Source organism: Streptococcus sp. CSL10205-OR2 (assembly GCF_025660655.1).
Taxonomy (GTDB): Bacteria; Bacillota; Bacilli; order Lactobacillales; family Streptococcaceae; genus Streptococcus.
In genome coordinates, this window is sequence record NZ_JAOTIN010000011.1 from 1 (window position 1) to 25,112 (window position 25,112).

Annotated in this window: 22 protein-coding genes and 1 tRNA gene; 14 read left to right on the forward strand and 9 right to left on the reverse strand. The window is 35.8% G+C overall.

What is annotated here, in order from left to right; all coding sequences use genetic code 11:
- Positions 1 to 285: 285 nt before the first annotated feature.
- The 8 genes from N7659_RS06025 (at position 286) to N7659_RS06060 (ending at position 6,224) form a co-directional block, all read left to right on the forward strand.
- The gene (locus N7659_RS06025) at positions 286 to 561 is read left to right on the forward strand and encodes a TIGR04197 family type VII secretion effector (protein ID WP_263276288.1); all 276 of its coding nucleotides are present in this window, start codon (positions 286 to 288) and stop codon (positions 559 to 561) included.
- Positions 561 to 920 carry a hypothetical protein gene (locus tag N7659_RS06030; protein ID WP_263276289.1) on the forward strand — a complete coding sequence of 120 codons (360 nt, stop codon included), beginning with the start codon at positions 561 to 563 and terminating at the stop codon, positions 918 to 920. Before N7659_RS06025 ends, N7659_RS06030 begins: the two co-directional genes overlap by 1 nt.
- The gene (locus N7659_RS06035) at positions 910 to 2,520 is read left to right on the forward strand and encodes an LXG domain-containing protein (protein ID WP_263276290.1); all 1,611 of its coding nucleotides are present in this window, start codon (positions 910 to 912) and stop codon (positions 2,518 to 2,520) included. Before N7659_RS06030 ends, N7659_RS06035 begins: the two co-directional genes overlap by 11 nt.
- Positions 2,521 to 2,533: 13 nt before the next feature.
- A complete protein-coding gene (locus N7659_RS06040) occupies positions 2,534 to 3,217 on the forward strand; it encodes a TipC family immunity protein (RefSeq protein ID WP_263276291.1) in 684 nt (227 codons plus the stop codon).
- 92 nt (positions 3,218 to 3,309) lie between these two features.
- The gene (locus N7659_RS06045) at positions 3,310 to 3,990 is read left to right on the forward strand and encodes a TipC family immunity protein (RefSeq protein WP_263276292.1); all 681 of its coding nucleotides are present in this window, start codon (positions 3,310 to 3,312) and stop codon (positions 3,988 to 3,990) included.
- Positions 3,991 to 4,110: 120 nt separating this feature from the next.
- Positions 4,111 to 4,752, forward strand: coding sequence for a TipC family immunity protein (locus tag N7659_RS06050; protein WP_263276293.1), 642 nt, complete (start codon positions 4,111 to 4,113; stop codon positions 4,750 to 4,752).
- Between the two features lie 105 nt (positions 4,753 to 4,857).
- Entirely contained in the window at positions 4,858 to 5,511 is a 654-nt protein-coding gene (locus N7659_RS06055; protein WP_263276294.1) for a TipC family immunity protein, read from the forward strand.
- A gap of 32 nt (positions 5,512 to 5,543) precedes the next feature.
- Entirely contained in the window at positions 5,544 to 6,224 is a 681-nt protein-coding gene (locus tag N7659_RS06060; RefSeq protein WP_263276295.1) for a TipC family immunity protein, read from the forward strand.
- A 74-nt stretch (positions 6,225 to 6,298) separates the two neighbouring features.
- On the opposite strand, the gene N7659_RS06065 is transcribed toward N7659_RS06060, so the two are convergent.
- Complete coding sequence (locus tag N7659_RS06065) at positions 6,299 to 7,363, reverse strand: FUSC family protein (protein WP_263276296.1); 1,065 nt, start codon at positions 7,361 to 7,363, stop codon at positions 6,299 to 6,301.
- A 76-nt stretch (positions 7,364 to 7,439) separates the two neighbouring features.
- Positions 7,440 to 8,732 (reverse strand): adenylosuccinate synthase, encoded by a 1,293-nt coding sequence (locus N7659_RS06070; RefSeq protein ID WP_263276297.1) that lies wholly within the window; start codon positions 8,730 to 8,732, stop codon positions 7,440 to 7,442.
- A 261-nt stretch (positions 8,733 to 8,993) separates the two neighbouring features.
- Between N7659_RS06070 and N7659_RS06075 the strand changes: the two genes are divergently transcribed.
- The 5 genes from N7659_RS06075 (at position 8,994) to N7659_RS06095 (ending at position 13,763) form a co-directional block, all read left to right on the forward strand.
- Positions 8,994 to 9,800: a hypothetical protein gene (locus N7659_RS06075; RefSeq protein WP_263276298.1), complete on the forward strand. Its 807-nt coding sequence runs from the start codon at positions 8,994 to 8,996 to the stop codon at positions 9,798 to 9,800.
- Positions 9,801 to 9,811: 11 nt separating this feature from the next.
- On the forward strand, positions 9,812 to 11,077 hold the full coding sequence (locus tag N7659_RS06080) for a toxic anion resistance protein (protein WP_263276299.1): 1,266 nt from the start codon (positions 9,812 to 9,814) through the stop codon (positions 11,075 to 11,077).
- 122 nt (positions 11,078 to 11,199) lie between these two features.
- Positions 11,200 to 12,072, forward strand: coding sequence for an Hsp33 family molecular chaperone HslO (gene hslO, locus N7659_RS06085; RefSeq protein ID WP_263276300.1), 873 nt, complete (start codon positions 11,200 to 11,202; stop codon positions 12,070 to 12,072).
- Complete coding sequence (gene dusB, locus N7659_RS06090; RefSeq protein WP_263276301.1) at positions 12,059 to 13,045, forward strand: tRNA dihydrouridine synthase DusB; 987 nt, start codon at positions 12,059 to 12,061, stop codon at positions 13,043 to 13,045. Before hslO ends, dusB begins: the two co-directional genes overlap by 14 nt.
- Before the next feature lie 73 nt (positions 13,046 to 13,118).
- Positions 13,119 to 13,763 (forward strand): deoxynucleoside kinase, encoded by a 645-nt coding sequence (locus N7659_RS06095; protein ID WP_263276302.1) that lies wholly within the window; start codon positions 13,119 to 13,121, stop codon positions 13,761 to 13,763.
- Between the two features lie 38 nt (positions 13,764 to 13,801).
- On the opposite strand, the gene N7659_RS06100 is transcribed toward N7659_RS06095, so the two are convergent.
- The 4 genes from N7659_RS06100 to rpsB form a co-directional block, all read right to left on the reverse strand.
- A complete protein-coding gene (locus N7659_RS06100) occupies positions 13,802 to 16,252 on the reverse strand; it encodes an ATP-dependent Clp protease ATP-binding subunit (protein ID WP_263276303.1) in 2,451 nt (816 codons plus the stop codon).
- Complete coding sequence (locus N7659_RS06105) at positions 16,249 to 16,713, reverse strand: CtsR family transcriptional regulator (protein WP_199568223.1); 465 nt, start codon at positions 16,711 to 16,713, stop codon at positions 16,249 to 16,251. Before N7659_RS06105 ends, N7659_RS06100 begins: the two co-directional genes overlap by 4 nt.
- Before the next feature lie 135 nt (positions 16,714 to 16,848).
- Complete coding sequence (gene tsf / locus N7659_RS06110) at positions 16,849 to 17,886, reverse strand: translation elongation factor Ts (RefSeq protein ID WP_263276304.1); 1,038 nt, start codon at positions 17,884 to 17,886, stop codon at positions 16,849 to 16,851.
- A 100-nt stretch (positions 17,887 to 17,986) separates the two neighbouring features.
- Positions 17,987 to 18,781, reverse strand: a complete 795-nt coding sequence (gene rpsB / locus N7659_RS06115) for a 30S ribosomal protein S2 (RefSeq protein ID WP_263276305.1) — start codon at positions 18,779 to 18,781, stop codon at positions 17,987 to 17,989.
- A gap of 299 nt (positions 18,782 to 19,080) precedes the next feature.
- Between rpsB and N7659_RS06120 the strand changes: the two genes are divergently transcribed.
- Positions 19,081 to 19,151 (forward strand) — tRNA-Cys (locus tag N7659_RS06120).
- Between the two features lie 380 nt (positions 19,152 to 19,531).
- Here the strand turns inward: N7659_RS06120 and N7659_RS06125 are convergent.
- The 3 genes from N7659_RS06125 to N7659_RS06135 form a co-directional block, all read right to left on the reverse strand.
- The gene (locus N7659_RS06125) at positions 19,532 to 22,051 is read right to left on the reverse strand and encodes a Spy0128 family protein (protein ID WP_263276306.1); all 2,520 of its coding nucleotides are present in this window, start codon (positions 22,049 to 22,051) and stop codon (positions 19,532 to 19,534) included.
- A 232-nt stretch (positions 22,052 to 22,283) separates the two neighbouring features.
- Positions 22,284 to 23,174, reverse strand: coding sequence for a diacylglycerol/lipid kinase family protein (locus N7659_RS06130; RefSeq protein ID WP_263276307.1), 891 nt, complete (start codon positions 23,172 to 23,174; stop codon positions 22,284 to 22,286).
- A gap of 14 nt (positions 23,175 to 23,188) precedes the next feature.
- A complete protein-coding gene (locus tag N7659_RS06135; RefSeq protein WP_263276308.1) occupies positions 23,189 to 25,084 on the reverse strand; it encodes a M13 family metallopeptidase in 1,896 nt (631 codons plus the stop codon).
- Positions 25,085 to 25,112 lie beyond the last annotated feature (28 nt).

The following is a 25,112-nucleotide window of genomic DNA, read 5'->3' on the forward strand; positions in this document are numbered from 1 at the left end:
CATATGATTCTTTCTAATGAGTGGTTTTGTCGCTTTTCATTATAAGTCATGTGGGACTTTTTGTCTGCATTGAAAAAGCCCTATAACTTCTGTGGCGGAGTTACCCACTACAGATATTATAGAGCCAGAATTTGGGCTTTTGTTTTGACATTTTTTTCATAGATATTAATATCAAGAGTCACTACTATTGGTACTATGAAAACATTACTCATCGGTTTAATCGGTACAATTTAAGGGTTCTTATGTTATAATAAAAATAATAATATTACCTTTGGAGAATATAAAATGACGCAAATCATTAGTCATCAAGAAAGAGTGGAAGAACACCAGCATACAATTGGTAATGCTCTTTCTCAATTATCTACGACGAGTTCGCCTGTTAAAGATACTCTCTCTACCGTTAAGGGAAATGAAAAAGCACACGTTGTCATAGATAAAGCACAAAATCTAGCCAAGGAAGTGCAGTCAGCGATTACTGGTGCGACTGACCAGTTGCAATTTATGGCTAATCAGTTTAAAGAAAACGACGATAAAAATGCGAGACGGTTTGGAGAAAACTAATGGAAAACCTAGAAAAGCTAAAACAAGAAGAAAAACAAGTTCTTGCTCAGATGGCAGAAAATGATGGCCACCAACAGTCCCTCAAAAAAATATTTGCTAGCTATGAAACCTATGACGATATGACCTATGGATTAGAACAGGCTGTTGGGGAAATCAGTTACCGTAGCCGTTATGCACATCAATTAAGAGATACAGCTCATTTCCTTAGGAAACAAAGCCGACAAACCATGGACAAACTCTTTGACGAGACCATCCGCCTAAGACAATTAGGTCATCAGTTGGAATTAAAGCAAGAAGAACTACGATACCTCACTTTAAAAGAAACCAATAAACTAAAAGAGGACAATCATGAGTATTAACATGTTTTTAGAACAGTCCCACCAGCAGGCAACCAGTGTCAATGACCTCTGTCAAAATCAGTTGACTGCCTATCAAGCTATCCAAAAAGCCATTGAAGGATTTGTTCAAGACACATCAAGTTTAAAAGGGGAGGCTTACACTGCAGCAAGGAACTACTTTGCTAATGTCTTATTGCCTCTGTCACAAGGGGGAGAACTTTACGCCCAAGTACTCTCTCAAACAATCTTCAAACTTCCCAATGAGTATATCGAACGCGTTGACAGTAAGAGCTGGACTGAAGATGAACTTCTTCGAGCGATTGAACAAGAAAATAGACAAATAGCTCAAATTGAAATGAGTAACACCTTGTTGATAAACGCCACGCTCCCAAATACCATTAAACAATACTTGCGTTACAACAATTTGGAACTCCTACGTGGGCATCAAGCTAACAAAAGAACCTATGAAACGATTTTAAATGATCTTCGTTCCTATCATCAATACTCAGCTAGTTTATTTGATGAAATGGCTGACATTGAAGCACTAATGACCAAAGGCTTAAAAGCACTAAGTGCCTCAAGCGATAAAAACAGTCACTTCCAACCATTAACTGATAACATCTGGGCAAGAGAACTCACCAGTCGTTTTGAGACTAGAGCATTGGCCATGACCAAAAAAGATAAACTCTACTTACAACAACTGATGGTCCAATATGGGTTTGATGTGGAAACGGCGGAACAAATCGTTATAGTTAAAAATAATATCGCTGAAAAATTCCCTAACTTTAGCCAGAAGAAAAAAGACTACATTTTTCTCAGATTAATGGGAAATGCAACCTATGATGACTGGAAATGGAGTGAGACCGCTGGTTCTTTAGATCAGTACTTCTATAGTCCAGAACAGATACTATTAGGAAACAATGACACATCAACGATTGGTTTGTTCGAAAAACTCGGACTTTCACCTGACCAAGCTAAAAAGCTTCGATATAATCTAAGACTACAAAATCAATTGGTTATAGGAAATAAACCTATCTCTACAATCTTAAAAGAGCAACAAAAAAAAGATTATAAAGATTATAAACAAAGATATCAAAATATATATGGTAGCGATGCGAACTTCGACCAGTTCTGGGATGACAGGGTAAAAGCCTTTTCAAATCACTCCGACTTTACCCACCAATCTATCACTATGGCTACTCATTTAAATACTATTTTTGGGATACCACATCTTTGGGGACGTGAAACGGTTGAAGATTTATCAGGATGGCGAGGTGATGCAACAGATGATGCCGATGTTAAACCAAGTATGGGGATTGATGACTACCAAGCTGATATAGATGCAGTTAATATTATTGAACGGATGAATAATGGTATTTCATATCAACAAGCTATGACTAGTTATTACCAAGAACTTAATCAACACTCGCCTTCAGCTTACTTCAGAGAAAAAGAGTTTTTAAATCATAAAGACTTAGATGAAGTTAAAAAAACTATTTTCAGTAGTTTGGTGCCGGGAATTGTTTCCAATGATAAAAAACTTGACTATATTGCTAACAACTATAAAGATTCCGGAGTTAAATTCTTTATCGAACAATTAGAGGCAGCCAGTCAAAATTAAGGAGGAAAAAAGATTGCCAAAAACAAATCGCATAGTCATTATTCTTATAAGCCTTTTGGCGACTATTGCCTTAACCGTTACTGGTCTTTATTATTATAATAATCGGATTCAAAATATTTTTGATGAGATGTATTACGATACCGGTGGCACAGGAGAAATCAGTTATGACTTATTTGGGAAGCGTTATGAAGAGGGAAGCTATGTCTTTGGACAGTTTAATGATGTGACGGTTAACTATTCAAATGTTTTTGATGAAGAAATGAATGATACACGAAATAGAGAGCCTCATGTCTATTACCGTGATGAGGTTTTGCCACCACATTACATAGAAACTCAAATTGATTTTAATTTTTTCCATAAAGATATTACTGGAATTGACTTTATTTTTAAAAAAGAAATTGTTCCTGGAGTAAGAGTTCTGATATTTGTTAGATACGATAAAAAAATAAATATACTAAACAGTAAGATTATCGCTCTCTCTTTCGAACAAGGACTAACCTATGATTACCTTGAAGAAGAATCTGCGATTAAAACCTATCTCAAAGAACATGACATTAGTGCAAAAGAGCTAGACAATATCTACGATGAGTTGATGAATGACAAGATTTTAACTGACTGGACAAACCTCTATGACAGTCAGTACTCTCCTAATGATTATGGCAATGTCAAAGTGGTTACCCAGTGGGAAAATTGGTAAAAAATTCAAAATGTAAGCTAAGGTTTCTTTTCAAAGAACCTTAGCTTTTATGCTATAATGAATTAACTTGTGTGACAATAAAAAGGAGTCCTATGACAGAAAATTTTCAAAAAACAAAAGCGGTTAAAAAAGATCTCATGATTGTTTTAGGAACACTGTTGAGCTTAGCTGCTATCATTACTTTTTTTGTCCTTTTAAATTCTGATAAAATTGAAGCCACAAGGGTTCAAAATATTTTTGATGAAATGTATTATGAGGTAAAGGTAGGTAATAGAAAAAGTGTCTTTCATTCCTTTAATGATGTAGCGGTTGATTATTTGCATGCTCATGATGAAGAAATGAATGATACACGAAATAAAGAACCTTATGTCACTTATTATCAAGAAATTTTACCTCATCAGTACACTTATGCTAGAATTTATTTTCAATTTTTTCATAAAACAAACAATGGTGTTGGGTTTTCATTTCAAAAAGAGCTGACTGATGGCACAATCATTTCTATCTATGCTAAATATAACAAAAAGGCAAGTATTCTTAAAAAAGATGTTATCATCATTCTTGAACAAGGACAGGATAATACTCATCTTAGAGAAGAATCTGCGATTAAAGCCTATCTCAAAGAACATGACATTAGTGCAAAAGAGCTAGACAATATCTACGATGAGTTGATGAATGACAAAATATTAACTGACTGGACAAAGCTCTATGACAGTCAGTATTCTCCTAGTGATTATGGCAATGTCAAAGTGGTTACCCAGTGGGAAGATTGGTAAAAAGAATGACAACTTAAGCTAAGGTTTCTTTTCAAAGAACCTTAGCTTTTATGCTATAATGAATTAACTTGTATGACAATAATATTAAGAATAAAAAACAATACGAGAAAGGAAAAGAAATTGCCAAAAACAAATCGCATAGTCATTATTCTTATCAGTCTTTTGGCAACTATTGCCTTAACCGTTACTGGTCTTTATTATTACAATAATCGTATTCAAAATATTTTTGATGAAATGTATTATGAAATAAAGATAAAACATGGTAATAGTGTCTTTACTTCTTTTGATGATGTAACGGTTAACTATTCAAATGTTTTTGATGAAGAAATGAATGATACTAGAGAAACAGAACCCTATGTCATTTATCATGAAGATTCCCTGCCTCCACAATACACTTATAATAGAATTTATTTTGATTTTTTTTATAATGAAGAAAATGGCATTACATTTTTTTTCGAAAAAGAAATTACTACTGGTGATAGAGTTTCTATGTATGTCAAGTACAATAAAAAAGAAAACACTCTAAGAAAAGAGGTTGATATTGCTTTTGAAAAAGGGTTGACCGATGACTACCTTGAAGAAGAATCAAAAATTAAAGCCTATCTCAAAGAACATGACATTAGTGCAAAAGAGCTAGATAGGATCTACGATGAGTTGATGAATGACAAGATTTTAACTGACTGGACAAAGCTCTATGACAGTCAGTATTCTCCTAGTGATTATGGCAATGTCAAAGTGGTTACCCAATGGGAAAATTGGTAAAAAATTCAAAATGTAAGCTAAGGTTTCTTTTCAAAGAACCTTAGCTTTTATGCTATAATGAATTAACTTGTGTGACAATAATATTAAGAATATTAGGAAAACTCTATGACCAAAAGAAAATTTTACCGCCTTCTCTTTATTGGACTACTAGCACCATTTATTATCCTGATTGGCTTATTCTTCTATCATTCGTCTTATAGCAATATTTTTGAACAAATGTACTTCGATGAATACCACAGTGCCACTGGTGTTTTTAGACATTATTCTACCTTAAGAGGATTGCCGGATGTCAAAAACGCAAGAGTACCAGGACCCTTAGAACCGGGGTTAAACATGGACATCATTTCTGAAGAATATGATGAAACCAAACTTCCCCAAGATATCAAACACATTGGCGTATCTTTTTACTATCCTGATTATAAAACAGAAAATGGTAATTTAATAATTGGTATTAGTAAAATCTTAGACAACAATCATTTTTTAACCGCTTTATATCATTATAATCATAAACAAAAAACATTAACCCACGAATTAATACTTGAATCAGATGGCGAAGAGAGCTATGATAAAGAAGAAATAGCCAGTCAATTAGCTTCTTACCATATGACCTTAGAAGACGCTTATAAGGCCACCGACACTATCTTAAAAGAAAAACTATTGAAAGACTGGACACAAAATTATTGGAGCTGGTACTCTCCTGATAACTGGGGTGACGTCAAAAGAATCCAAAAGCAAAGAGAACCAGAGGACATTCCTTAAGAACAAAAAACAATACGAGAAAGGAAAAAAGATTGCCAAAAACAAATCGCATAGTCATTATTCTTATAAGCCTTTTGGCAACTATTGCCTTAACCGTTACTGGTCTTTATTATTACAATAATCGTATTCAAAATATTTTTGATGAGATGTATTATGATACCGGTGGCGCAGGAGAAATCAGTTATGACTTATTTGGGAAGCGTTATGAAGAGGGAAGCTATGTCTTTGGACAATTTAATGATGTAACGGTTAACTATAAAAATGTTTTAAACGTAGAAATGAATGATACTGGAGAAACAGAACCCTATGTCACTTATTATCAAGAAATTTTACCTCATCAGTACACTTATGCTAGAATTTATTTTCATTTTTTTGATAAAACAAATAAAGGCGTTGGGTTTTCATTTCAAAAAGAACTGACTGATGGCACAATCATTTCTATCTATGCTGAATATAACAAAAAGACAACTATTCTTAAAAAAGATGTTATCATCATTCTTGAACAAGGACAGGATAATACTCATCTTAGAGAAGAATCTGCGATTAAAGCCTATCTCAAAGAACATGACATTAGTGCAAAAGAGCTAGACAATATCTATGATGAGTTGATGAATGACAAGATTTTAACTGACTGGGCAACACTCTATGACAGTCAGTATTCTCCTAATGATTATGGGAACATTAAAGTTGTTACCCAGTGGGATGATTGGTAAACAGATCCCTTCTCACCTTTTTTGACAATCATTCAAAAACACACAAAAAAGTGCCACACTTATGGCGCTTTTTATTATTGATTCTTTTCTTCTCTTTTAAAATCATTATTATCTTTAGTAACTGCTAGGTAATGATCAAGCATCAACCACATTAACCAAGCTGTGCCAAAACCGATAAAACTACCTAACAGAACACCAATAAAGCGAGATTGAAACAAGTGAAGCGATAAATCACTGTGATTGGTAACAGATAGTAAAAGAACCATCGGCGTGATAAAAATGTTGGCAACCGCATAATTTCTAGGAACATAGTATTGTGCTAGAGCATAAAAGACAGTAATCAAGGTAATCAAAAGTACTCTAGATAAAGGGAGTATCAATAAAAGACTGGCTCCAACTAATCCAACAAAAGTACCTGCTAAGTATTGTAAGTGCCGGTGTTTCAATGCTTCTAAGTTTTCAGCCAGTAAAATAGACGCACAGGCAAGCGTCACCCAGTAAGGATTACCTAGATGTAAACCATGACTCAGATAAACAGACATAAACAAGGCACTGCTATAAAATATAGCATCAACAAGTGCCAAAGGATCTTTGAAAAACCTTTCTTTAAAAGTATTGTGAGGTATAGCTACTTCTGCTCTGGTTTCCGTTTTTTTGATGATGAAAGCACCAACAAGGCTAATCACAATCCCCAAGAGAAAAAATAAAATAACTTCGGCTAATTTTTTCTCAGGAATCATTATGGTCGTTCCCATGGCTGCCACCATAACAAAAAAGATACCTCCAGGTTTATGTACATTGAATAATCTGGTTAACAATCGACTGATAAAAGCAATAATTCCGACGACTAAAGGTGAAAACCAAGGAGAGTAGGATGATAAAAATCCCAAAAGAAAGACCAGTAACAAAGACCCACCGATAATGCTAAGATTTCTAAGCAAATAAGGCATAGGAAGATTTTGATAGTAAAAAAGAGTAAATAACCCTAATGAGGCAAAATTAGAAATTAAAAAATCGTTTCTCACATAGCCGACCATCAAAACGATAAAAATAGCAAAACCAATCATGACAACACGGTAAGGGTTATCTACCATTGGCTTTAGTTCAAAAAGGGATTTCAATTGTTTAAAAATAGTCATAACCCTATTATAGCACTTTTTTTGAAGGCTCAATAAAAACCATCTCCTTTGTTAGAGATGGTTTCACTAAATCACATTAAATACTTCCCCAAACACTTTCAAGGATATTGGTTTGCTCACGATCAGGGCCAACAGAGAAAGTAGAAATACGAACACCTACTAACTCGCTAATGCGACGGATATAGTTTCTAGCATTTTCTGGTAAATCCTCTAAACGTCTAACACCTGTAATATCTTCTGACCAACCTGGTAGCTCTTCATAAATTGGTTGGCAACGTTTTAACTTATCAAGACTAGCTGGATAATAATCAATACGTTCTCCGTCTAAGTCATAAGCAACACAAATCTTAACAGTATCAAGACCTGATAGGACATCAATCGAATTTAATGAAAGATTGGTAATCCCTGATACACGACGACTATGTCTCATAACCACTGAGTCGAACCAACCGACACGACGCGGACGACCTGTAGTCGTACCATATTCATGACCGATTTCACGGATGCGTTCACCTGTGGCATCAAACAACTCTGTTGGAAACGGTCCATCACCAACACGGCTAGTGTAGGCCTTACAAACCCCTACAACCTTGTTGATTTTACTTGGACCAACACCAGAACCAATGGTAACACCGCCAGCTACTGGATTAGAAGAGGTTACAAAAGGATAAGTTCCTTGGTCAATATCAAGCATGACACCTTGGGCCCCTTCAAATAAGACACGTTTGCCTTTATCAAGGGCATCATTTAAAATGACAGATGTATCGGTAACATATTGTTTAATTTGTTGCCCATATGCATAATACTCTTCAAAAATGTCATCAAACGATGATAACTCACACTCATACATTTTTTCAAAGAGGCGATTTTTTTCTTCAAGATTAACACGAAGACGCTCAGCAAAAATATCTTTATCAAGCAAGTCAGCAATACGAATACCCACGCGCGCGGCCTTATCCATATAAGCAGGGCCAATTCCTTTATTGGTTGTCCCAATCTTATTAGCCCCTTTAGACGTTTCTTGTAGTTGGTCCAACTTGATATGATAAGGTAAAATCACATGTGCTCTATCTGAGATACGAAGATTGTCTGTTGTCACCCCTTCTTCGTGAAGATATTTCAATTCTTCCACTAATGATTTGGGATTAACCACCATGCCATTACCAATCACAGAAATTTTTTCAGGGAAGAAAATGCCTGATGGAATCAGGTGAAGTTTAAATTTCTTACCATCAATAACGATGGTATGACCAGCATTATCACCACCTTGATAACGTGCAATTACTTCTGCATCTGATGATAGGAAATCTGTAATTTTGCCTTTTCCTTCATCTCCCCACTGGGTACCTACTACTACTACTGATGTCATAATAATGAATCCTAGCACGAAATACTCGTGTGCTAAATCCTTTCTTGATAATCATGGTAGGAGTTTCACCTACAAGCGTATCACCTTAACTATTATATGAAATTATGGTTTATTTTTCAACAGACAATAGGAGAATCTTCTGTTTTCTTATCTTTTTATTTTCTAACAAAAAACATGGGCATTTTTCATGCTTTTCATTGTCATAACCATGATATTGCGTTACAATAATAGCAACTATTAAATGTTAGTAAAGGATAAATCATGAGAAAGTCAAGTTTATTTGGAAAAATTATTTTTCTGATTTTATTAGTTTATTTTATACAAATAACGTTACCATTTGTTGTGGCTGGAGGTATTGGTTTTTTAATCTTTCAATGGTGGAAGAAAAGTCAAAAAACACCCATCCAACATAAAAAAGTTGAACAGATTAGTGATAGCTTAGAAATTCAGGAATTGAAAGCCTATATCAAACTTACTGATAAAAAACTTAAAAAACTAGAAGACTATCGCGAAAAAGAAAAATGGGAGGACTACATTGATTTAGTGAGACAAATCATGCCTCAATTAACCCATATTAATGATGAAGCGGATCGCTTAAAAAAAGAAATTGAGCCACTCGTTCATAAAAGAATCATTAAAAAAGTGCATACCACTAGACTAGATATTCAAGAACAGTTGGAAAAACTTGGATTGTCACCTGATTTACCAGAAACAGATGAAGAAAAAAATATCCTTAAGCTTGCACCAGAACTCAGCGAAGCCTACCACAATATTCAAAAAGATAACTTATCTATCCTGGAAAAGATTAAACAAGCAGATAATGAGGAGGAATTAATCGCCATCCACCAAAGCAATATGAAACGCTTTGAAGATATTTTATCTGGCTACCTTAAAATCAAGGCTAATCCCAAAGATTATTACAATGCAGAGGATCGTTTAGCGCAGGCCAAAAAAGCCATTGAAAAATTTGATTTAGATTTAGATGAAACCCTGCGTAAACTCAATGAAAGTGAACTAAAAGATTTTGAGATTAGTCTACGAATGATGCAACATGACAAAACAAACTAAAGGAGATAGTAATGTCAGATACATTTAATTTTGATATTGATAAAATTGCAAATAATCAATTGGTAAAAACAGACAAAACAACTGATATTATTCTGGATGAAAAAGAAAAAACAGGGCAAATATCATTTTTAGAAAAATTAAGCACTAAACAACAAGAAGCCATCAAGGAAAGAACACCTCAATTGGTTGATGGTTTTATCGCTGATCAAAACGCTCTGTTAGACTTTGGTCAATCAGCTGTTGAAGAGGTTAATGCTACCGTTAATCATATTTTATCTGAGCAAAAGAAATTGGAAATTCCTCAGGTTGATGAACTTTTACAAAATACCAACCGTGAACTCAATGGCTTTATTGTTAAATATAAGGATGTCACACCTGCAGAGTTAGAGAAAAAACCAAACTTTATTCAAAAACTCTTCAAACAAAGCCGAAATACCCTCCAAGAGTTTTACTTTGATGCTCAAAATGTTGAACAAAAAATGAACAGTATGGCCGCAACCATTGTTAAACAAGAAGAGGTGCTAGCAAGAAATATTGTTTCTGCAGAGATGCTCATTGAAGACAATACCAAATCCATTGAAAACCTTGTTGGTGTGATTGCTTTTATCGAGTCTAGTCAACAAGAAAGTGCCAATCGTGCTAAAACACTCCAAGAGGCTCTTGCTAAACTAGATAGTGCAACACCAGAATATCATCTTAAATCTGAAGAGTTGGCAAGAATGACCGAGGTTATTAACACCTTGGAACAACAACACACCGAATACATGAGTCGTCTCTATGTGGCATGGGCAACAACGCCTCAAATGAGAAATCTTGTTAAAGTCTCTTCTGATATGCGCCAAAAACTGGGCATGCTTCGTCGCAATACCATCCCAACCATGAAATTATCCATCGCTCAGTTAGGTGTTTTACAACAATCTGTTAAATCAGGAGCAACGGCCGATGCGATCATCAACGCTAATAATGCTGCTCTTCAAATGCTTGCTGAAACTAGTAAAGAAGCCATTCCAGCAATTGAGCGGACAGCTCAAAGCCCAACACTTTCTATCACTTCTGTGACCAGTTTGGCAGAAAGTTTGGTGGCTCAAAACAATGGGATTATAGCCGCTATTGACAATGGTAGAAAACAACGTGCACAACTTGAAACAGCTATCATCAAATCAGCTGAAACGATTAATGACACCACAAAACTACGTGATGAAAAAATTGTTCAAGCCCTTTTAAATGAAGGAAAAGAAACGCAAGAACAAGTTGACAACCATCCTGAAAACGAATAACTATTAAAAAACAAGTCACAATCGTGGCTTGTTTTTTGTCGCTTAAGCTAACCAACGTCATTTCTACTTTTTCAAGAATCATAACCTGCTAAATCAAGAAATATTATGTTATAATATAGGTTATGGATAAATTAATTAAGACAATTTCAGCTTCTGGTTATTTTCGTGCCTATGTACTAGATAGTACCCAAACCGTTAAAGAAGCTCAAGAAAAACATCAAACGCTAGCAAGTTCTACAGTAGCTTTAGGGCGAACTTTAATTGCCACTCAAATATTGGCTGCTAATCAAAAAGGAGACAGTAAAATTACTGTTAAAGTGATTGGTGATAGTTCTTTTGGCCATATTATTTCTGTTGCTGATACCAAAGGGCATGTCAAAGGCTACATCCAAAACAAAGGGATTGACATCAAAAAAACCGCAACTGGTGAAGTCATTGTTGGCCCACTCATGGGAAATGGCCACTTTGTCGTTATTACAGATTATGGCATTGGTAAACCTTATACGTCAACAACGCCTCTTATCACTGGAGAAATCGGTGAAGATTTTGCTTATTATCTCACAGAGAGTGAACAGACACCATCTGCTGTCGGTTTAAATGTCTTACTGGATGAGAATGATCAGGTAAAAGTAGCCGGTGGTTTCATGTTACAAGTCTTACCTGGAGCCCCAGAAGAAGCGATTGCACGCTATGAAAAACGCATTCAAGAAATGCCAGCCATCTCTAGTCTCTTAGCATCAAAAAATCATATTGAAGCCCTTTTAGAAGCTATTTATGGTGAGGAAGCATTTAAAAGACTCTCAGAAGACACCTTAGCTTTTCAGTGCGATTGTTCGAAAGAACGTTTTCAAAATGCCCTAGCAACACTTGGAAAAACTGACTTGCAAGCAATGAAAGACGAAGACCATGGTGCTGAAATTATCTGCCAATTTTGTGGCACTGTCTATACCTTTAATGAAGAAGAATTGGAGACAATAATCAATGACAAATCTTAATAGCCCTTTTATGATTGGAGACATCCATGTCCCACACAGAACTGTTTTAGCACCAATGGCTGGAGTAACAAACTCCGCTTTTAGAACGATTGCAAAAGAATTTGGTTCTGGACTTGTTGTTATGGAGATGGTCTCAGATAAAGGCATTCAATATAACAATGAAAAAACACTACACATGCTTCATATTGATGGCGAAGAACATCCTGTTTCTATTCAGTTATTTGGTAGTGATGGTGATAGCTTAGCAAGAGCTGCTGAATTTATTCAAGAAAATACCAAAGCTGACCTTGTTGATATCAACATGGGCTGTCCGGTTAATAAAGTGGTCAAAAATGAAGCTGGTGCCAAATGGTTAAAGGACCCTGAAAAAATATACTCAGTTGTTAAAACCGTTAAATCTGTTCTTGATATTCCCTTAACGGTGAAGATGAGAACGGGCTGGGCTGATAGCTCACTAGCTGTTGAAAATGCCTTAGCAGCTGAATCAGCCGGTGTTTCTGCCTTAGCCATGCATGGTAGAACCAGAGAACAAATGTACACTGGTCATTGCGACCATGAGACCTTGAAAAGAGTCGCAAAAGCTGTCACAAAAGTCCCATTTATCGGTAATGGTGATATCAAAACGGTTGAAGATGCAGCTTATATGATTGATGAAATTGGAACAGATGCTGTTATGATTGGACGTGCAGCCATGAACAACCCTTATATCTTTACTCAAATTAATCATTACTTTGAAACAGGTGACATTTTACCTGATTTGCCATTTGAGAAAAAATTAGACATTGCTTTTGATCATTTGACACGCCTTGCCTCTCTTAAAGGAGAGCATATCGCTGTTCGTGAGTTTAGAGGACTTGCCCCTCACTACTTACGTGGAACATCTGGCGCTGCTAAAATTCGTGGGGCTGTCTCAAGAGCAGAAACCATTGAAGAAATTGAAAACCTATTTGCTCAAGCTCGCATGAGTCGATAGGAAAATCGTTACCCTCTTGAAAAAATAAGCATTTTTTTATAAAATAAGAACGTCATATAAAGTTAGGAGAAGTATGTTGATTGTATTAGCAGGAACCATTGGAGCTGGGAAAAGCTCCCTCGCAGCAGCACTTGGTGAACATTTGGGAACAGAAGTCTTTTATGAGGCCGTTGATAATAATCCCGTTTTAGATCTCTATTATAAAGACCCCAAAAAATATGCCTTTTTATTACAAATCTTTTTCTTAAACAAACGTTTCAAATCCATCAAAGAAGCCTATAAAGAAGATAATAATATTTTGGATCGTTCGATTTTTGAAGATGAGTTGTTTCTAACGATTAATTATAAAAATGGTAATGTCACAGAGACTGAATTAAATATTTATAAAGAATTGTTAGAAAACATGCTAGAAGAATTAGAAGGCATGCCTAAAAAGAGACCAGATTTACTCATTTATATTGATGTCTCATTTGAAAAAATGCTAGAACGTATTAAAAAACGTGGTCGTGATTTTGAACAGATTGCAGATAATCCTGAATTATACAATTATTACAAACAAGTTCACGGTGAATACCCTGAATGGTATGAAAATTATAATGCCTCACCAAAAATTAAAATCAGTGGGGATGAGTTTGATTTCATTGAAAATCCTGAAGATTTACAAACTATCTTTGATATGGTTGATAGCCAATTAAGAGAACTTGATTTATTAGACTAAACTAAAAAAGCTTGAGAGCCTAATGCTCTCAAGCTTTTTTAGTTATCTGGATGAACAATTGTAAAGCTCAACTGTTTTTTTCTTGTTCCAATTTTCAAAGTATCATGAGAAGCTAATTCTCCTGATAAAATCAATTCTGATAAATGGTCTTCCACTTTTTCTTGAAGGGTTCGACGTAGTGGTCTTGCTCCCATTTCACTATCATAACCTTCTTTAGCTAAATAATCTAAAGCAGATGGTTGGAATTTAAGAGTGATATCTTTTTCTGCCAGTGTTTTAATGAGAGGGGCTACCATAATCTTAACAATAGCACGCATGTGTTCTGGTGTTAAACTATGGAAGACAATTTTTTCATCAATACGGTTGATAAATTCTGGTCGGTAAGCTCTTTTTAATTCTTCCATGATACGTTTTTGCATAGCTTCGTAATCATTAGAATAATCTTTCGCACCAAATCCAACTGTCTTATCATCACGAAGAGCTGTAGCACCTAGGTTACTTGTCATAATGATAATGGTGTTTGAAAAGTCAACCTTTCGCCCCCTACTATCAGTTAACACCCCGTCATCAAGAACCTGTAGTAAAACATTAAAGATGTCTGGATGCGCTTTTTCTACCTCATCAAAAAGAAGAACTGAATAGGGTTTATTGCGAACTTTCTCGGTCAATTCCCCGCCCTCATCGTAACCGACATATCCTGGAGGCGCACCATTTAAACGACTAGCTGAGAATTTCTCCATGTACTCACTCATATCAAAACGAATAAGTGCTGATTCATCATCAAATAAAATTTCAGCAAGCGCTTTTGCCAATTCTGTCTTACCAACTCCAGTCGGCCCAAGAAACATGAAAGAACCAATCGGACGTTTGCCGGTTCTAATACCAGATTGATTACGTCTGATGGCACGACTAATGCTTGATACCGCTGCATCTTGACCGATGACACGTTTATGGAGTTCTTTTTCCAAGTTGAGATAACGCTGAGCATCTGTCTGAGTAAGTTTTGTGACCGGTATCCCTGAGAGCTGACTAAGGGTTTTCTTGATATGATCCTCATCAACAGGAATCGGAGCTAGATTTGTTTTTTCATCTTCTTTAGCTAGCCATTTAGAAACTTGACTTAATTTCCCAGCCATTAAAGCCTTGTCAGCTTTCGTTAGGACTTCTGGATCTGTCTTTTTCACTAAAGATTGCACTGTCGCACTCGCTTCATCTAGTAAATCAATAGCTGAATCAGGTAAATTTTTATTAGTGAGGTAGCGATGAGCTAATTGAACAGCTGTTTTAACAGCAAGATCACTAATAGTAACGTTATGATATAATTCATAACTTTTCTTTAGACCTAACAAAATCTGATAAGCATCATCAACACTTGGTTCATCAACTAAAATTTTAGCAAAACGGCGAGAAAGAGCTGCATCTTTTTCAATGTGCTTTTGATACTCTTCTTGAGTTGTCGCTCCAACTGCTCTTAGAGTGCCTCTTGCAAGAGCTGGTTTTAAAATATTGGCAGCATCAAGTGTGCTATCAATCCCACTACCTGAGCCCATAATGGTGTGAAGTTCATCAATAAAGAGAATAATGTGACCATCTGCCTCAATATCTTCAATAATTTGATTCATTCGCTCTTCAAAATCACCACGAAAACGGGTTCCTGCCACAACACTCATCATGTCAAGCTCTAACACTCTCATATCAGCAATTTCATACGGTACATCACTTGTTACAATACGCTGAGCAAGCCCATAAGCAAGAGCCGTTTTACCAACACCAGAATCACCAACCAAAACAGGATTATTTTTCGTTTTTCGACTTAAAATTTGAATCATTCGTGTGATTTCTTTATCACGTCCAATCACAGGATCAAGATCACCTAAACGTGCCATTTCTGTCAGGTCTCTTGTGAATTCAGATAATTCTCCAACTGATGATGGTGGCTTCATTAAATCAGAAAAATGACTATTTTTATTTTTTTGTGGTTTTAATAATTGTTGAATATTTTTTAAATCTTCTTTTGAAAAACCGGCATGTCGCTCAAGTGATTTGCGAAGATCAATAAGACGTAATTTGGCATCACTATCTTTCATCTTAAAACCAGCCAACTCTAAGATACGAGTTGACAGTAAATCAAGATGTAACAACATGGCAAATAAGACATGTTCTGTCCCAACTTCTTCATCACCCGTCACTTGACTAATGGCCTCAGCAAACCTTAGTGTGTGGGCTAAAGCTTTTGATTGTTCAAAAAAAGTTAATCCTTTAACTCTTTCTTTTGGTGTTTTATTAACAGCTAATCTAGCAGCCTCTTCATAGGCTCTTTCTGGAACAAGATTATCAAACTCTAAAAAAACGTGACCAGCAATCGAATCAGGCACATAAACCATGGCTAGTAAAACATGCCAACTTTCTAAATAAAGGCTATCGTATCTAGCCGCTTGATACTGTGCATGTTTAAAAACATCATGCATTTTAGGAGAATATTGAATCATAAATGAGGTCCTTTTCTATCTAATTGTTGTAAAATTTTTCGAAGCATACGAGCACGAATTTGAGGAGCAAAATTTCCCAGCACCTCATCCATCGAAGTGGCAAGTACCAGGTTACCTTCTCGCTCACTAATAATGCCCTCATCAAATAAAACTTGAATCAAATCTGTGAAGACTTGCTCACTAATGCGCTCACCAATTGTTTCTGATAACTCTCTTAGCATCTGATGATTATCAGAATAACGAACTTTGGCGATTCTGATATAACCACCTCCACCACGTTTACTTTCAACAATGTAACCTTTACTTTCAGGGAAACGGGTTTTAATCACATAATTAATCTGACTAGGAACAACTTGAAAGGTATCAGCCAAGCTAGAACGTCTGATTTCAGCAATACCAGATTGTGCTAATATCTGTTTAATATACTCTTCTATAATATCAGATATATTTTTAGAACTCATTTCAAACTCCTCTCTATCATCTTTGACTATCTCTGACTATTATACCGAAAATACTGTCATTTGAAAACCAAAAAAGCTAGACAGAAAAATGCTGCACGAAACAAAAAAGATGGGAAGTTCCCATCTTTCGTAATATTACTTGTTAAGTGCTGCAGCCATTGTTGCTTGAACTTCACTTTCAAAGTCATTAGCTGCTTTTTCGATACCTTCACCCACTTCAAAGCGTGTAAATGTAACAACAGTTGCATTTTGAGACTCAAGGAATTGTTCTACTGTTTTGCTGTCGTCCATAATATAAACTTGAGCAAGTAATGTGTATTGTTGATCCACTTGAGTGTTGTCAAGTAAGAAGCGATCCATCTTACCAGGGATAATTTTGTCCCAGATTTTTTCTGGTTTCCCTTCTGCTTTAAGTTCTTCTTTGATAGCTGCTTCAGCTTCAGCAAGAACACTGTCAGTTAATTGTGCTTTTGAACCATATTTAAGGAATGGTAAAGCTGGTTTATCAACCATAGCACGACTTTCATTATCAAGTTCAATCTTGTGGTTTAATTGTGCCAATTCATCGTGAACAAACTCTTCACTAAGATCTTTATATGATAAAACAGTTGGTTTCATCGCAGCAACATGCATTGCGACTGATTTAGCAAGAGCACCATCTTCGCCTTCAAGAACAGTGATAACACCAATACGGCCACCATTATGTTGGTAAGCACCAAAAACTTGGTTATCTTCTTTTTCAACAAGTGCAAAGCGACGGAATGAAATTTTTTCACCGATAGTTGCTGTTGCTTTAATGTAAGCTTCTTCTAACGTTTCACCAGAAGCAACAGTTAATTTAAGTGCTTCTTCATTGTTAGCTGGCTTATTGTCACCAATAATTTGAGCAGTTTCATTAACAAGTGAAACAAATTGCTCGTTTTTAGCAACAAAGTCTGTTTCAGAGTTCACTTCAACCAATGCTGCAACATTACCATTAACATAAACACCAGTTAAACCTTCAGCGGCAACACGGCTTGCTTTTTTAGCAGCTTTAGCCATCCCTTTTTCACGAAGAAACTCGATTGCTTTTTCCATGTCACCATCTGTTTCTACTAATGCTTTTTTAGCATCCATAACACCGGCACCAGTTTTTTCACGTAATTCTTTTACTTGAGCTGCAGTAATTGCCATTTTAAATTTCCTCCATGTTATATTAGTTTCTATTGAAAAACGAGACAGAGCGGTTTGCTATTTCTGCCCCGTTTATAGACGTCATCATCAAAGGTAATGATTATTCGTTTGTACCTTCAACAACTTCAACAAGTTTTTCGATTGATTCAGCTGATGCTTCTTCGTTTACTTCTTCAGTTGCCATTTCATCAGCAACAGCTTCCATTGAGTCTTCGCCTTGACGACCTTCAATAACAGCATCTGCTAATTTACCAGTGATTAGTTTAACAGCGCGAATAGCGTCATCGTTTGCTGGAATGATGATATCAATATCATCTGGATCAGCATTTGTGTCAACCATAGCGACTACTGGAATACCTAATTTTTTAGCTTCTTTAACAGCGATTTGTTCTTTATGTGGGTCAACAACATAAATCACATCTGGAATGCGAGGCATATCAGCGATACCACCCAAGAATTTTTCTAAGCGATCACGTTGTTTGTTAAGAAGTGATACTTCTTTTTTAGGAAGAACTTCAAATGTGCCATCTTCTTCCATTTTGTTAATTTCTTTAAGGCGTTTGATACGTTTTTGGATAGTTCCCCAGTTAGTCAATGTACCACCTAACCAACGATGGTTAATGTAGTATTGACCTGCACGAAGAGCTTCTTCTTTAACAGCATCTGCTGCTTGTTTTTTTGTTCCTACAAACAAGATAACAGCATCATTAGCTGCAGCATCACGAACGAATTCGTAAGCTTGTTCTGCTAATTTAACCGTTTGTTGAAGGTCAATAACATGAATACCGTTACGTTCTGTGAAGATGTACTTAGCCATCTTAGGGTTCCAGCGACGAGTTTGGTGACCAAAGTGAACACCAGCCTCAAGAAGTTGTTTCATTGAAATTACTGCCATGAGTATTTCTCCTTTTTTGTTTTTTTCCTCTCTTGGACTTCAACTTGCCATCCCACTCTATCGAGCAACAAGATCACAATTCATCCAAGATGAGTATTTGCCACAATAAATGACCCTACTATAATATCAAAAAAAAACCAAATAAACAAGCCTTTTGTCCTATCTTTTCATCAAATAAACCATCATTTTTCTTATCGTAAAACGAATTATTTTGGATGTTTAAGCAGAAAAGATAACAAAAAATCTTCCTATATTTCTACTTGACGAAATCTTATTTTTGCGTTAAAATAATTACTTGTGGCGGTATAGCCAAGTGGTAAGGCACGGCTCTGCAAAAGCTTGATCGTCGGTTCGAATCCGATTACCGCCTTACAAAACATTTTCATTCATTTTCATAGACAGTAAAAAGCGCTCTGTTGAGCGTTTTTTATTTTTTCTATTCATACTCATTCACACTGATTTATAAAAAATTTAGGTCGGATTTGGGGTGATTCCGGTAAAAATTATTAATCTCTTTTCAATAGAAAGAAAATCCTTCAAGGGTTTATTCCTATTACCAGGATGGCAATCTTGCTTCATAGATGGAAATTAGCTTAAATGAATTTTATTTGTGACAAACTAAGATTGTAAATTACTTTTTTTCATGTAACCATCATCACTATCTGTCAGTGATAAAATAGTCATTCTGAGCCAACAAATTAAAAAAGAGCGTCAATGCTCTCTTTTAATAATTTATCGTGTTAATAGCTATTAACCTTTATTTTTTCTATAAACGTAAAATCCAACTAGACCCAGAATTATAATACCAAAAATGATAAACAGACTATTATTACTTTCTCCTGTTTGAGGAAGTTTTGTTTTTTCAGTTGTTTTTGGGGTTTTTGGCTTAGATGTTGATGATTGTGCTTCCGTAGTCATAGTGGTAGAAGTTGTTGGTACTTCTGTGATTGTAGAAGCCGTTGTTGGTTCTTCTGATGTTGTAGAGGTCGTCGTTGTTGGTGCTTCTGTGGTTGTAGTAGTCATCGTTGTTGGCGCTTCTGTGGTTGTAGAAGTTGTCGTTGGTTCTTCTGTGGTTGTAGTAGTCGTCGTTGTTGGTGCTTCTGTGGTTGTAGTAGTTGTCGTTGGTTTTTCTGTGGTTGTAGAAGTTGTCGTTGTTGGTGCTTCTGTGGTTGTAGTAGTCGTCGTTGTTGGCACTTCTGTGGTTGTAGTAGTTGTAGTCTCAAAAGTATTTTCAAATGGAAGATTTTCAACTGAATCCACAACTGCTAACAGATTCCCTTTGCCATCGTCTGTTACTGTAATAGTAACTGGATAAACAGTATTATCGTAAGTAACACCTTCAGCATTTCCTTGTATTTCTGAAACAGTATAATGAAATACACCTGTTTCATTAAATATTAAATCATTGAAGGTTACTGTACCATTTGCTTTATTTTTAGCCGTAGAAATAACTTGGCCATTTTGATCTTTCAGTTCAAAGGTGAATTCTTCTTCTTTTAAGTCTCGACCGACTAAAGATTTACTTGCCTTAATGACTACTTTTGTTTCTATAGGAGTATAGGTATTTGCGAAAGTAGGTTTTTCAGAAGTGATTTTAGCTACCAATTTCCCATCAAAGTTAGCATCATCTCCTGCTTCATTAGGCATTTTTGTTACTTCTACTGTCACTGATTTACTTGTTTTGTCATAAACCACTCCGCCAAGATTGCCAGCTTTTTCTTCGATGGTATATTGATACGTGCCTTCTTTATTAAAAGTTAAATCAGCAAAAATAATTTTACCATCTGCATCATTAGTGGCTGTTGCAACAACTGTTCCAGCGTCATCTTTAAGATCAAACTCAAATTCATCAGCGTTCAAAAGACGTCCTGTTAGACTTTTTGTTGCTTCAATAGATAACGTCACTGGCTTTGGTTCTTTCTTTTTATTAGTGATAGTGCGAATAGCACCTTTGTCAGACACACTCACTTTAATTGGAGTATCAGAAAGAAGGTAACCGTCTGGTGCTGTCACTTCTGTGATGGTAAATTCTCCAGCAGTGAATTCTTCTTCTGTAAAAATAGGTGACTGTGCTAATCCGTTTTCACTGTCTGTTGGATCAAGTGTTATTTCTGAACCATCTGGTTTTGTGATTTTAAAAACAGCACCACCTAAACGTTCTCCAGTTTTTTCATCAGTCTTATAGATTGTAATACGATTTCCTGTTTCAATAATCACAGTACCGCCAGATGTGATCTTGCTAAGACGTGATGTTGTTCTAACGGTTTCTTCTTTATCGTCAACAATTTTAACAACACCTTCATTTGACGTCAAAGTTGCTGTATTAATGACAGTTGAACCATCTCCTGGTGCTGTTGTATCATAATTAATATAGTGCGGCTTTGTTGGATCTGTAAAAGTAATATCAAAAGCAGTTAAATTATCATTATAAACAATAGTATAACCGTCACCTTCAGTGAGTACCTCTGAATTAGTAAGAGCCCACGATTGTGTTAAGCCATCACCTCTTGTCACAACTAATGATTCTGGGATGAATTGCATTGGAGCACCATTTTCATCTATCTGATCATGCATTACAAGAGAAGTATAAGGTTTTTGAGAAGCATTAACACGCGCTCTCCATGAGTGAACAAATTGACCATTTTTTTCATTTAAAAAGCCACTATATTTAGCAAGATTTTCTTTGGCTACCGCTGCTGAATTATCTTCTCTAGGAAAGGGATTGCGACTAGAAATAATGACGTCAAGTGTCCCTTGTTCTTTAATATTATTAAAAGTAACTTTCTCTTCGGTCAACAATTCTTGAACTCGCATAGAGACAAAAAAGGTTCCCTTAATTTTGATAATATCGGTTCTTTTTTTAACATTTTTATACTCTTCTAAGTTTTTAAGAGTAACGGTGGCTTTGCCTCCTACTTTTTCAACAACAATCTCTCCGATTTCAATACCAGTATCAGAATCGATTAGAGCTATTGTTTCATCTTTTACTTCTATTGGCGATGGGATATCAAGAACAAAGAAATCACCATCTGCTACTTTATTACCATAATCAGATAAATCAAATTCTATTTGTAATTGATAATCAGTATTTCTTGTTAATGTGTATATGCCGTTTGCATTTTTTGGTTCTTGATCATTGTAGCTATTCCAAATGATGATATCTGAAACGACTTTGGTCAGTTCTTTTGCTTCCACAGTACTAGCAGATACAAACATGACACTTAAAAATGTCACTAAAGCTACAATAGCTGTTTTTATAAAATTTTTCATTGTGTTGCCTTTCTAACGCAAACTGTCTATCAGACCTTGAATGACAAAACTCTGATTTTAAGGTGATTCAATTAAGAATGCTTTATCGTAATAGTTTCTAGCAAATATATTGAACCTATTTAAGTTCTATTTACTAAATATCATTTGATTAACGACTAATCGTAATTGGTTTTCTAGTGTTGCAATCATTTTGTTGCAATCTTTCTACCAAACCAGCATTTTCCCGTCAATCTTATGGTCTGTATACTTTTAAGTGTGATGGTAAAACTTTGATAGCTACCGGTAGAGCATCGCCTTCATCACCATCGACATTAACGGTTAACTCCTCATTTGTTTCTTCTAATTTAATCACCAATTCTTTTGGTTTTTCATAGCCAATACGTTGATTAGAATTATCAACACCAAATAAAAGACTTGGGACAGATTGTAGTGTTTCTAATAAATTAGAGTCTTTCAAATAAACAAAGTGCAACAAACCATCATTAACTTCAGCTTCTGGCAAGAGGTGTTCAAAACCACCAATGGAATTGGTTAATCCAATTAGTAAAGTACTGCTTTTAATCTCTTTTTCACTACCATCTACTGTCACTTTAAAGTCATAAGATTGATGGTCGAGTAAACTTTTAAACCCTGACACAAAGTAAGCCATTTTACCTAGTTTGGTTTTATCTTCTGATTCTACATCATTGATAGCTTCAGGAATAGTCCCAATTGCAACAACGTTCATAAAATAGGAATCATTGATTTTACCAATATCTAATGGATGTAAATTGTCAAAGTCAATGGAATCGATAGCTTCTTTTGGATCGAGTGGAATATTAAGGGCACGAGCCAAGTCATTAACGGTTCCTAATGGGAAAAAGCCAAAATTAGGACGGTGGTCTTCTTCTGCTAAACCACTAATGCCTTCATTAACGGTTCCATCCCCACCCATGACAAAAACACTATGGAATTTTTCTTTTGCTGCTTCTTTCGCAAAATCTCTAGCGTCGCCACCTTTTTTGGTGTGTTTGACCACAACATCATCAAAATAGCTAGCCAACTTGTCTTTAGCCATATCTTCAAATGCTTTAGCTTTTTCGCCTCCTGAACTTGGATTGACCACTAATAATACACGTTTCATTTTTCTCTCCTTTATTACCAAATGATTAAACGATCTTCTTTTTTGCGCCACATTTTATCTGTTTCTTTCACATCAAAAGTTGTAAAGAAATCATCAAAATTAGCCACTTGAATATTGGTTCTAAGATGACCTGGGGCATGAACATCAATAGCTACTATCATTTGCATGTATTCTTCACGCGCTTTCATGCGCCAAATTTTAGCAAAATTGATAAAATAATCTTCTGCTGAAAAGTCTGCCTCTTTTTTCGCAGCTTCTAAAGCACAAGCTAGACCACCTAAGTCGGCCACGTTTTCAGAAACGGTTAATTTACCATTAACCTTGGCACCATGAGACTCTTGACCATCAAATTGGGCCACTACTTTGTCTGTTCTTTCTTTAAATGCTGCATAGTCTTCTTTTGTCCACCAATCTTTTAAGCTACCATTTTCATCAAAGGAAGCACCATTGGTATCAAAAGCATGCGAAATTTCATGGGCAATCACTGCACCAATACCACCATAGTTAGCTGAAGAACTTTGTTCTAATGAATAAAACGGTGCTTGAAGGATGGCTGCTGGAAAGACAATTTGGTTTTGTTGTGGATCATAGTAAGCGTTAACCATGTAAGCTGGCATATGCCATTCTTTACGATTCACCGGTTGATTCCACTTACTCCAAGAATAAGCAATCGAAATTTCAGCTAGTTTTTGCGCATTATCAATCAAACTAAGTTTGTCATCAATCATTTTTTTAGCATAGGTTTCTGGCAATTCTTCTGGATACCCGATATGTGGTGTAATCACATTGAGTTTAGTGATGGCTTTTTGGCGTGTCTCTTCTTGTAGCCAGTCATTTTTTTCTAAACGATCCTTATAAACTTGAATCATCGTTGCCACTTTTTTCTCGACATCAGCCTTAGCTTCTGGTGAGAATTTCTCACCTGCATACCATAAACCAAGCGCTTGATTGTAAGGGCCTTGTGCCAGATAAAAGGCTGCTTTTTTCTTATCCATGGCTTGAGGTGTTCCTGAAATGGCACGTTGGTATTCGCCAGACAAGACACGAATCTCATCAGTTAAGTATGATGTCCAATTGAGTGCTGCTGCAGAAAGTAGGATTGCCTTTAAAGCAGGCCAATTTTTTTCTGAATAAAATTCTTTAGCGAATTCTGTCCAAAAACGCCTTTCAGGCACAATGACTTTATCTGGAAGCTGTCCTAAGATTTCTTTAAAGAAGTCATCAAGTGGCAACTCTGGCACTAATTTTGTAAATTCTGACCATTCATAAGGATGGTATAGCTTAGCGTATTCTGAAGATTCTTCACTTGATAAAACGTATTTTGCCAGTTTGGCATCAAGCGCAATCATCTTATCTAGTATATCTTTCACTTCTTCTTCAGAAAAACCAAATAGAGGAAGCATTTTTTCCTTGTTAGCACGCCAAATCGCTAGTAATTCTTTCCCTCTTTCATTATCATCATCATAAAAAGTGGTATCCGGTAAAATAGTGCCTGGTGCATAGGCCCAAAGAACATTTGTTCTTGCATCCATAAAATCTGGTGAAGCACCAAATGGCATTAGGTTTGGTTTACCTTGCATCTCAAGACTTGCTAGCTTTTGGGTGAAATCTTTAAAGCTGTTCATTTCCTGATATTCTTTAATAAGAGGCATAGCAGGAGTAACCCCTAATTTTTCTCTTGTGTCAAAATCAGAGACGAGGTGATGGAATTTGACGAAGTTTTGTAAAATAGCATCATTAGGCACATCTTTACCTTCTAGCCAGCCATCAGTTGTCTTAAGCATGAGTTTTTCAATCTCATCGGCTAAATCATAAAATCCGCCAGTACTTGGCTTATCATCAGGAATAACGGCTGATGCAATCCAGTCACCATTAACTCCATTGTAAAAATCATCTTGTAATCGAACCATATATCGACCTCAATTTCTATTAATATTA

Coding starts and splice junctions, on each gene's coding strand:
- N7659_RS06025 (WP_263276288.1), top strand. CDS start 286: ATGACGCAAATCATTAGTCATCAAGAAAGAGTGGAAGAACACCAGCAT.
- N7659_RS06030 (WP_263276289.1), top strand. CDS start 561: ATGGAAAACCTAGAAAAGCTAAAACAAGAAGAAAAACAAGTTCTTGCT.
- N7659_RS06035 (WP_263276290.1), top strand. CDS start 910: ATGAGTATTAACATGTTTTTAGAACAGTCCCACCAGCAGGCAACCAGT.
- N7659_RS06045 (WP_263276292.1), top strand. CDS start 3,310: ATGACAGAAAATTTTCAAAAAACAAAAGCGGTTAAAAAAGATCTCATG.
- N7659_RS06055 (WP_263276294.1), top strand. CDS start 4,858: ATGACCAAAAGAAAATTTTACCGCCTTCTCTTTATTGGACTACTAGCA.
- N7659_RS06065 (WP_263276296.1), bottom strand. CDS start 7,363: ATGACTATTTTTAAACAATTGAAATCCCTTTTTGAACTAAAGCCAATG.
- N7659_RS06070 (WP_263276297.1), bottom strand. CDS start 8,732: ATGACATCAGTAGTAGTAGTAGGTACCCAGTGGGGAGATGAAGGAAAA.
- N7659_RS06075 (WP_263276298.1), top strand. CDS start 8,994: ATGAGAAAGTCAAGTTTATTTGGAAAAATTATTTTTCTGATTTTATTA.
- N7659_RS06080 (WP_263276299.1), top strand. CDS start 9,812: ATGTCAGATACATTTAATTTTGATATTGATAAAATTGCAAATAATCAA.
- hslO (WP_263276300.1), top strand. CDS start 11,200: ATGGATAAATTAATTAAGACAATTTCAGCTTCTGGTTATTTTCGTGCC.
- dusB (WP_263276301.1), top strand. CDS start 12,059: ATGACAAATCTTAATAGCCCTTTTATGATTGGAGACATCCATGTCCCA.
- N7659_RS06095 (WP_263276302.1), top strand. CDS start 13,119: ATGTTGATTGTATTAGCAGGAACCATTGGAGCTGGGAAAAGCTCCCTC.
- N7659_RS06100 (WP_263276303.1), bottom strand. CDS start 16,252: ATGATTCAATATTCTCCTAAAATGCATGATGTTTTTAAACATGCACAG.
- N7659_RS06105 (WP_199568223.1), bottom strand. CDS start 16,713: ATGAGTTCTAAAAATATATCTGATATTATAGAAGAGTATATTAAACAG.
- tsf (WP_263276304.1), bottom strand. CDS start 17,886: ATGGCAATTACTGCAGCTCAAGTAAAAGAATTACGTGAAAAAACTGGT.
- rpsB (WP_263276305.1), bottom strand. CDS start 18,781: ATGGCAGTAATTTCAATGAAACAACTTCTTGAGGCTGGTGTTCACTTT.
- N7659_RS06125 (WP_263276306.1), bottom strand. CDS start 22,051: ATGAAAAATTTTATAAAAACAGCTATTGTAGCTTTAGTGACATTTTTA.
- N7659_RS06130 (WP_263276307.1), bottom strand. CDS start 23,174: ATGAAACGTGTATTATTAGTGGTCAATCCAAGTTCAGGAGGCGAAAAA.
- N7659_RS06135 (WP_263276308.1), bottom strand. CDS start 25,084: ATGGTTCGATTACAAGATGATTTTTACAATGGAGTTAATGGTGACTGG.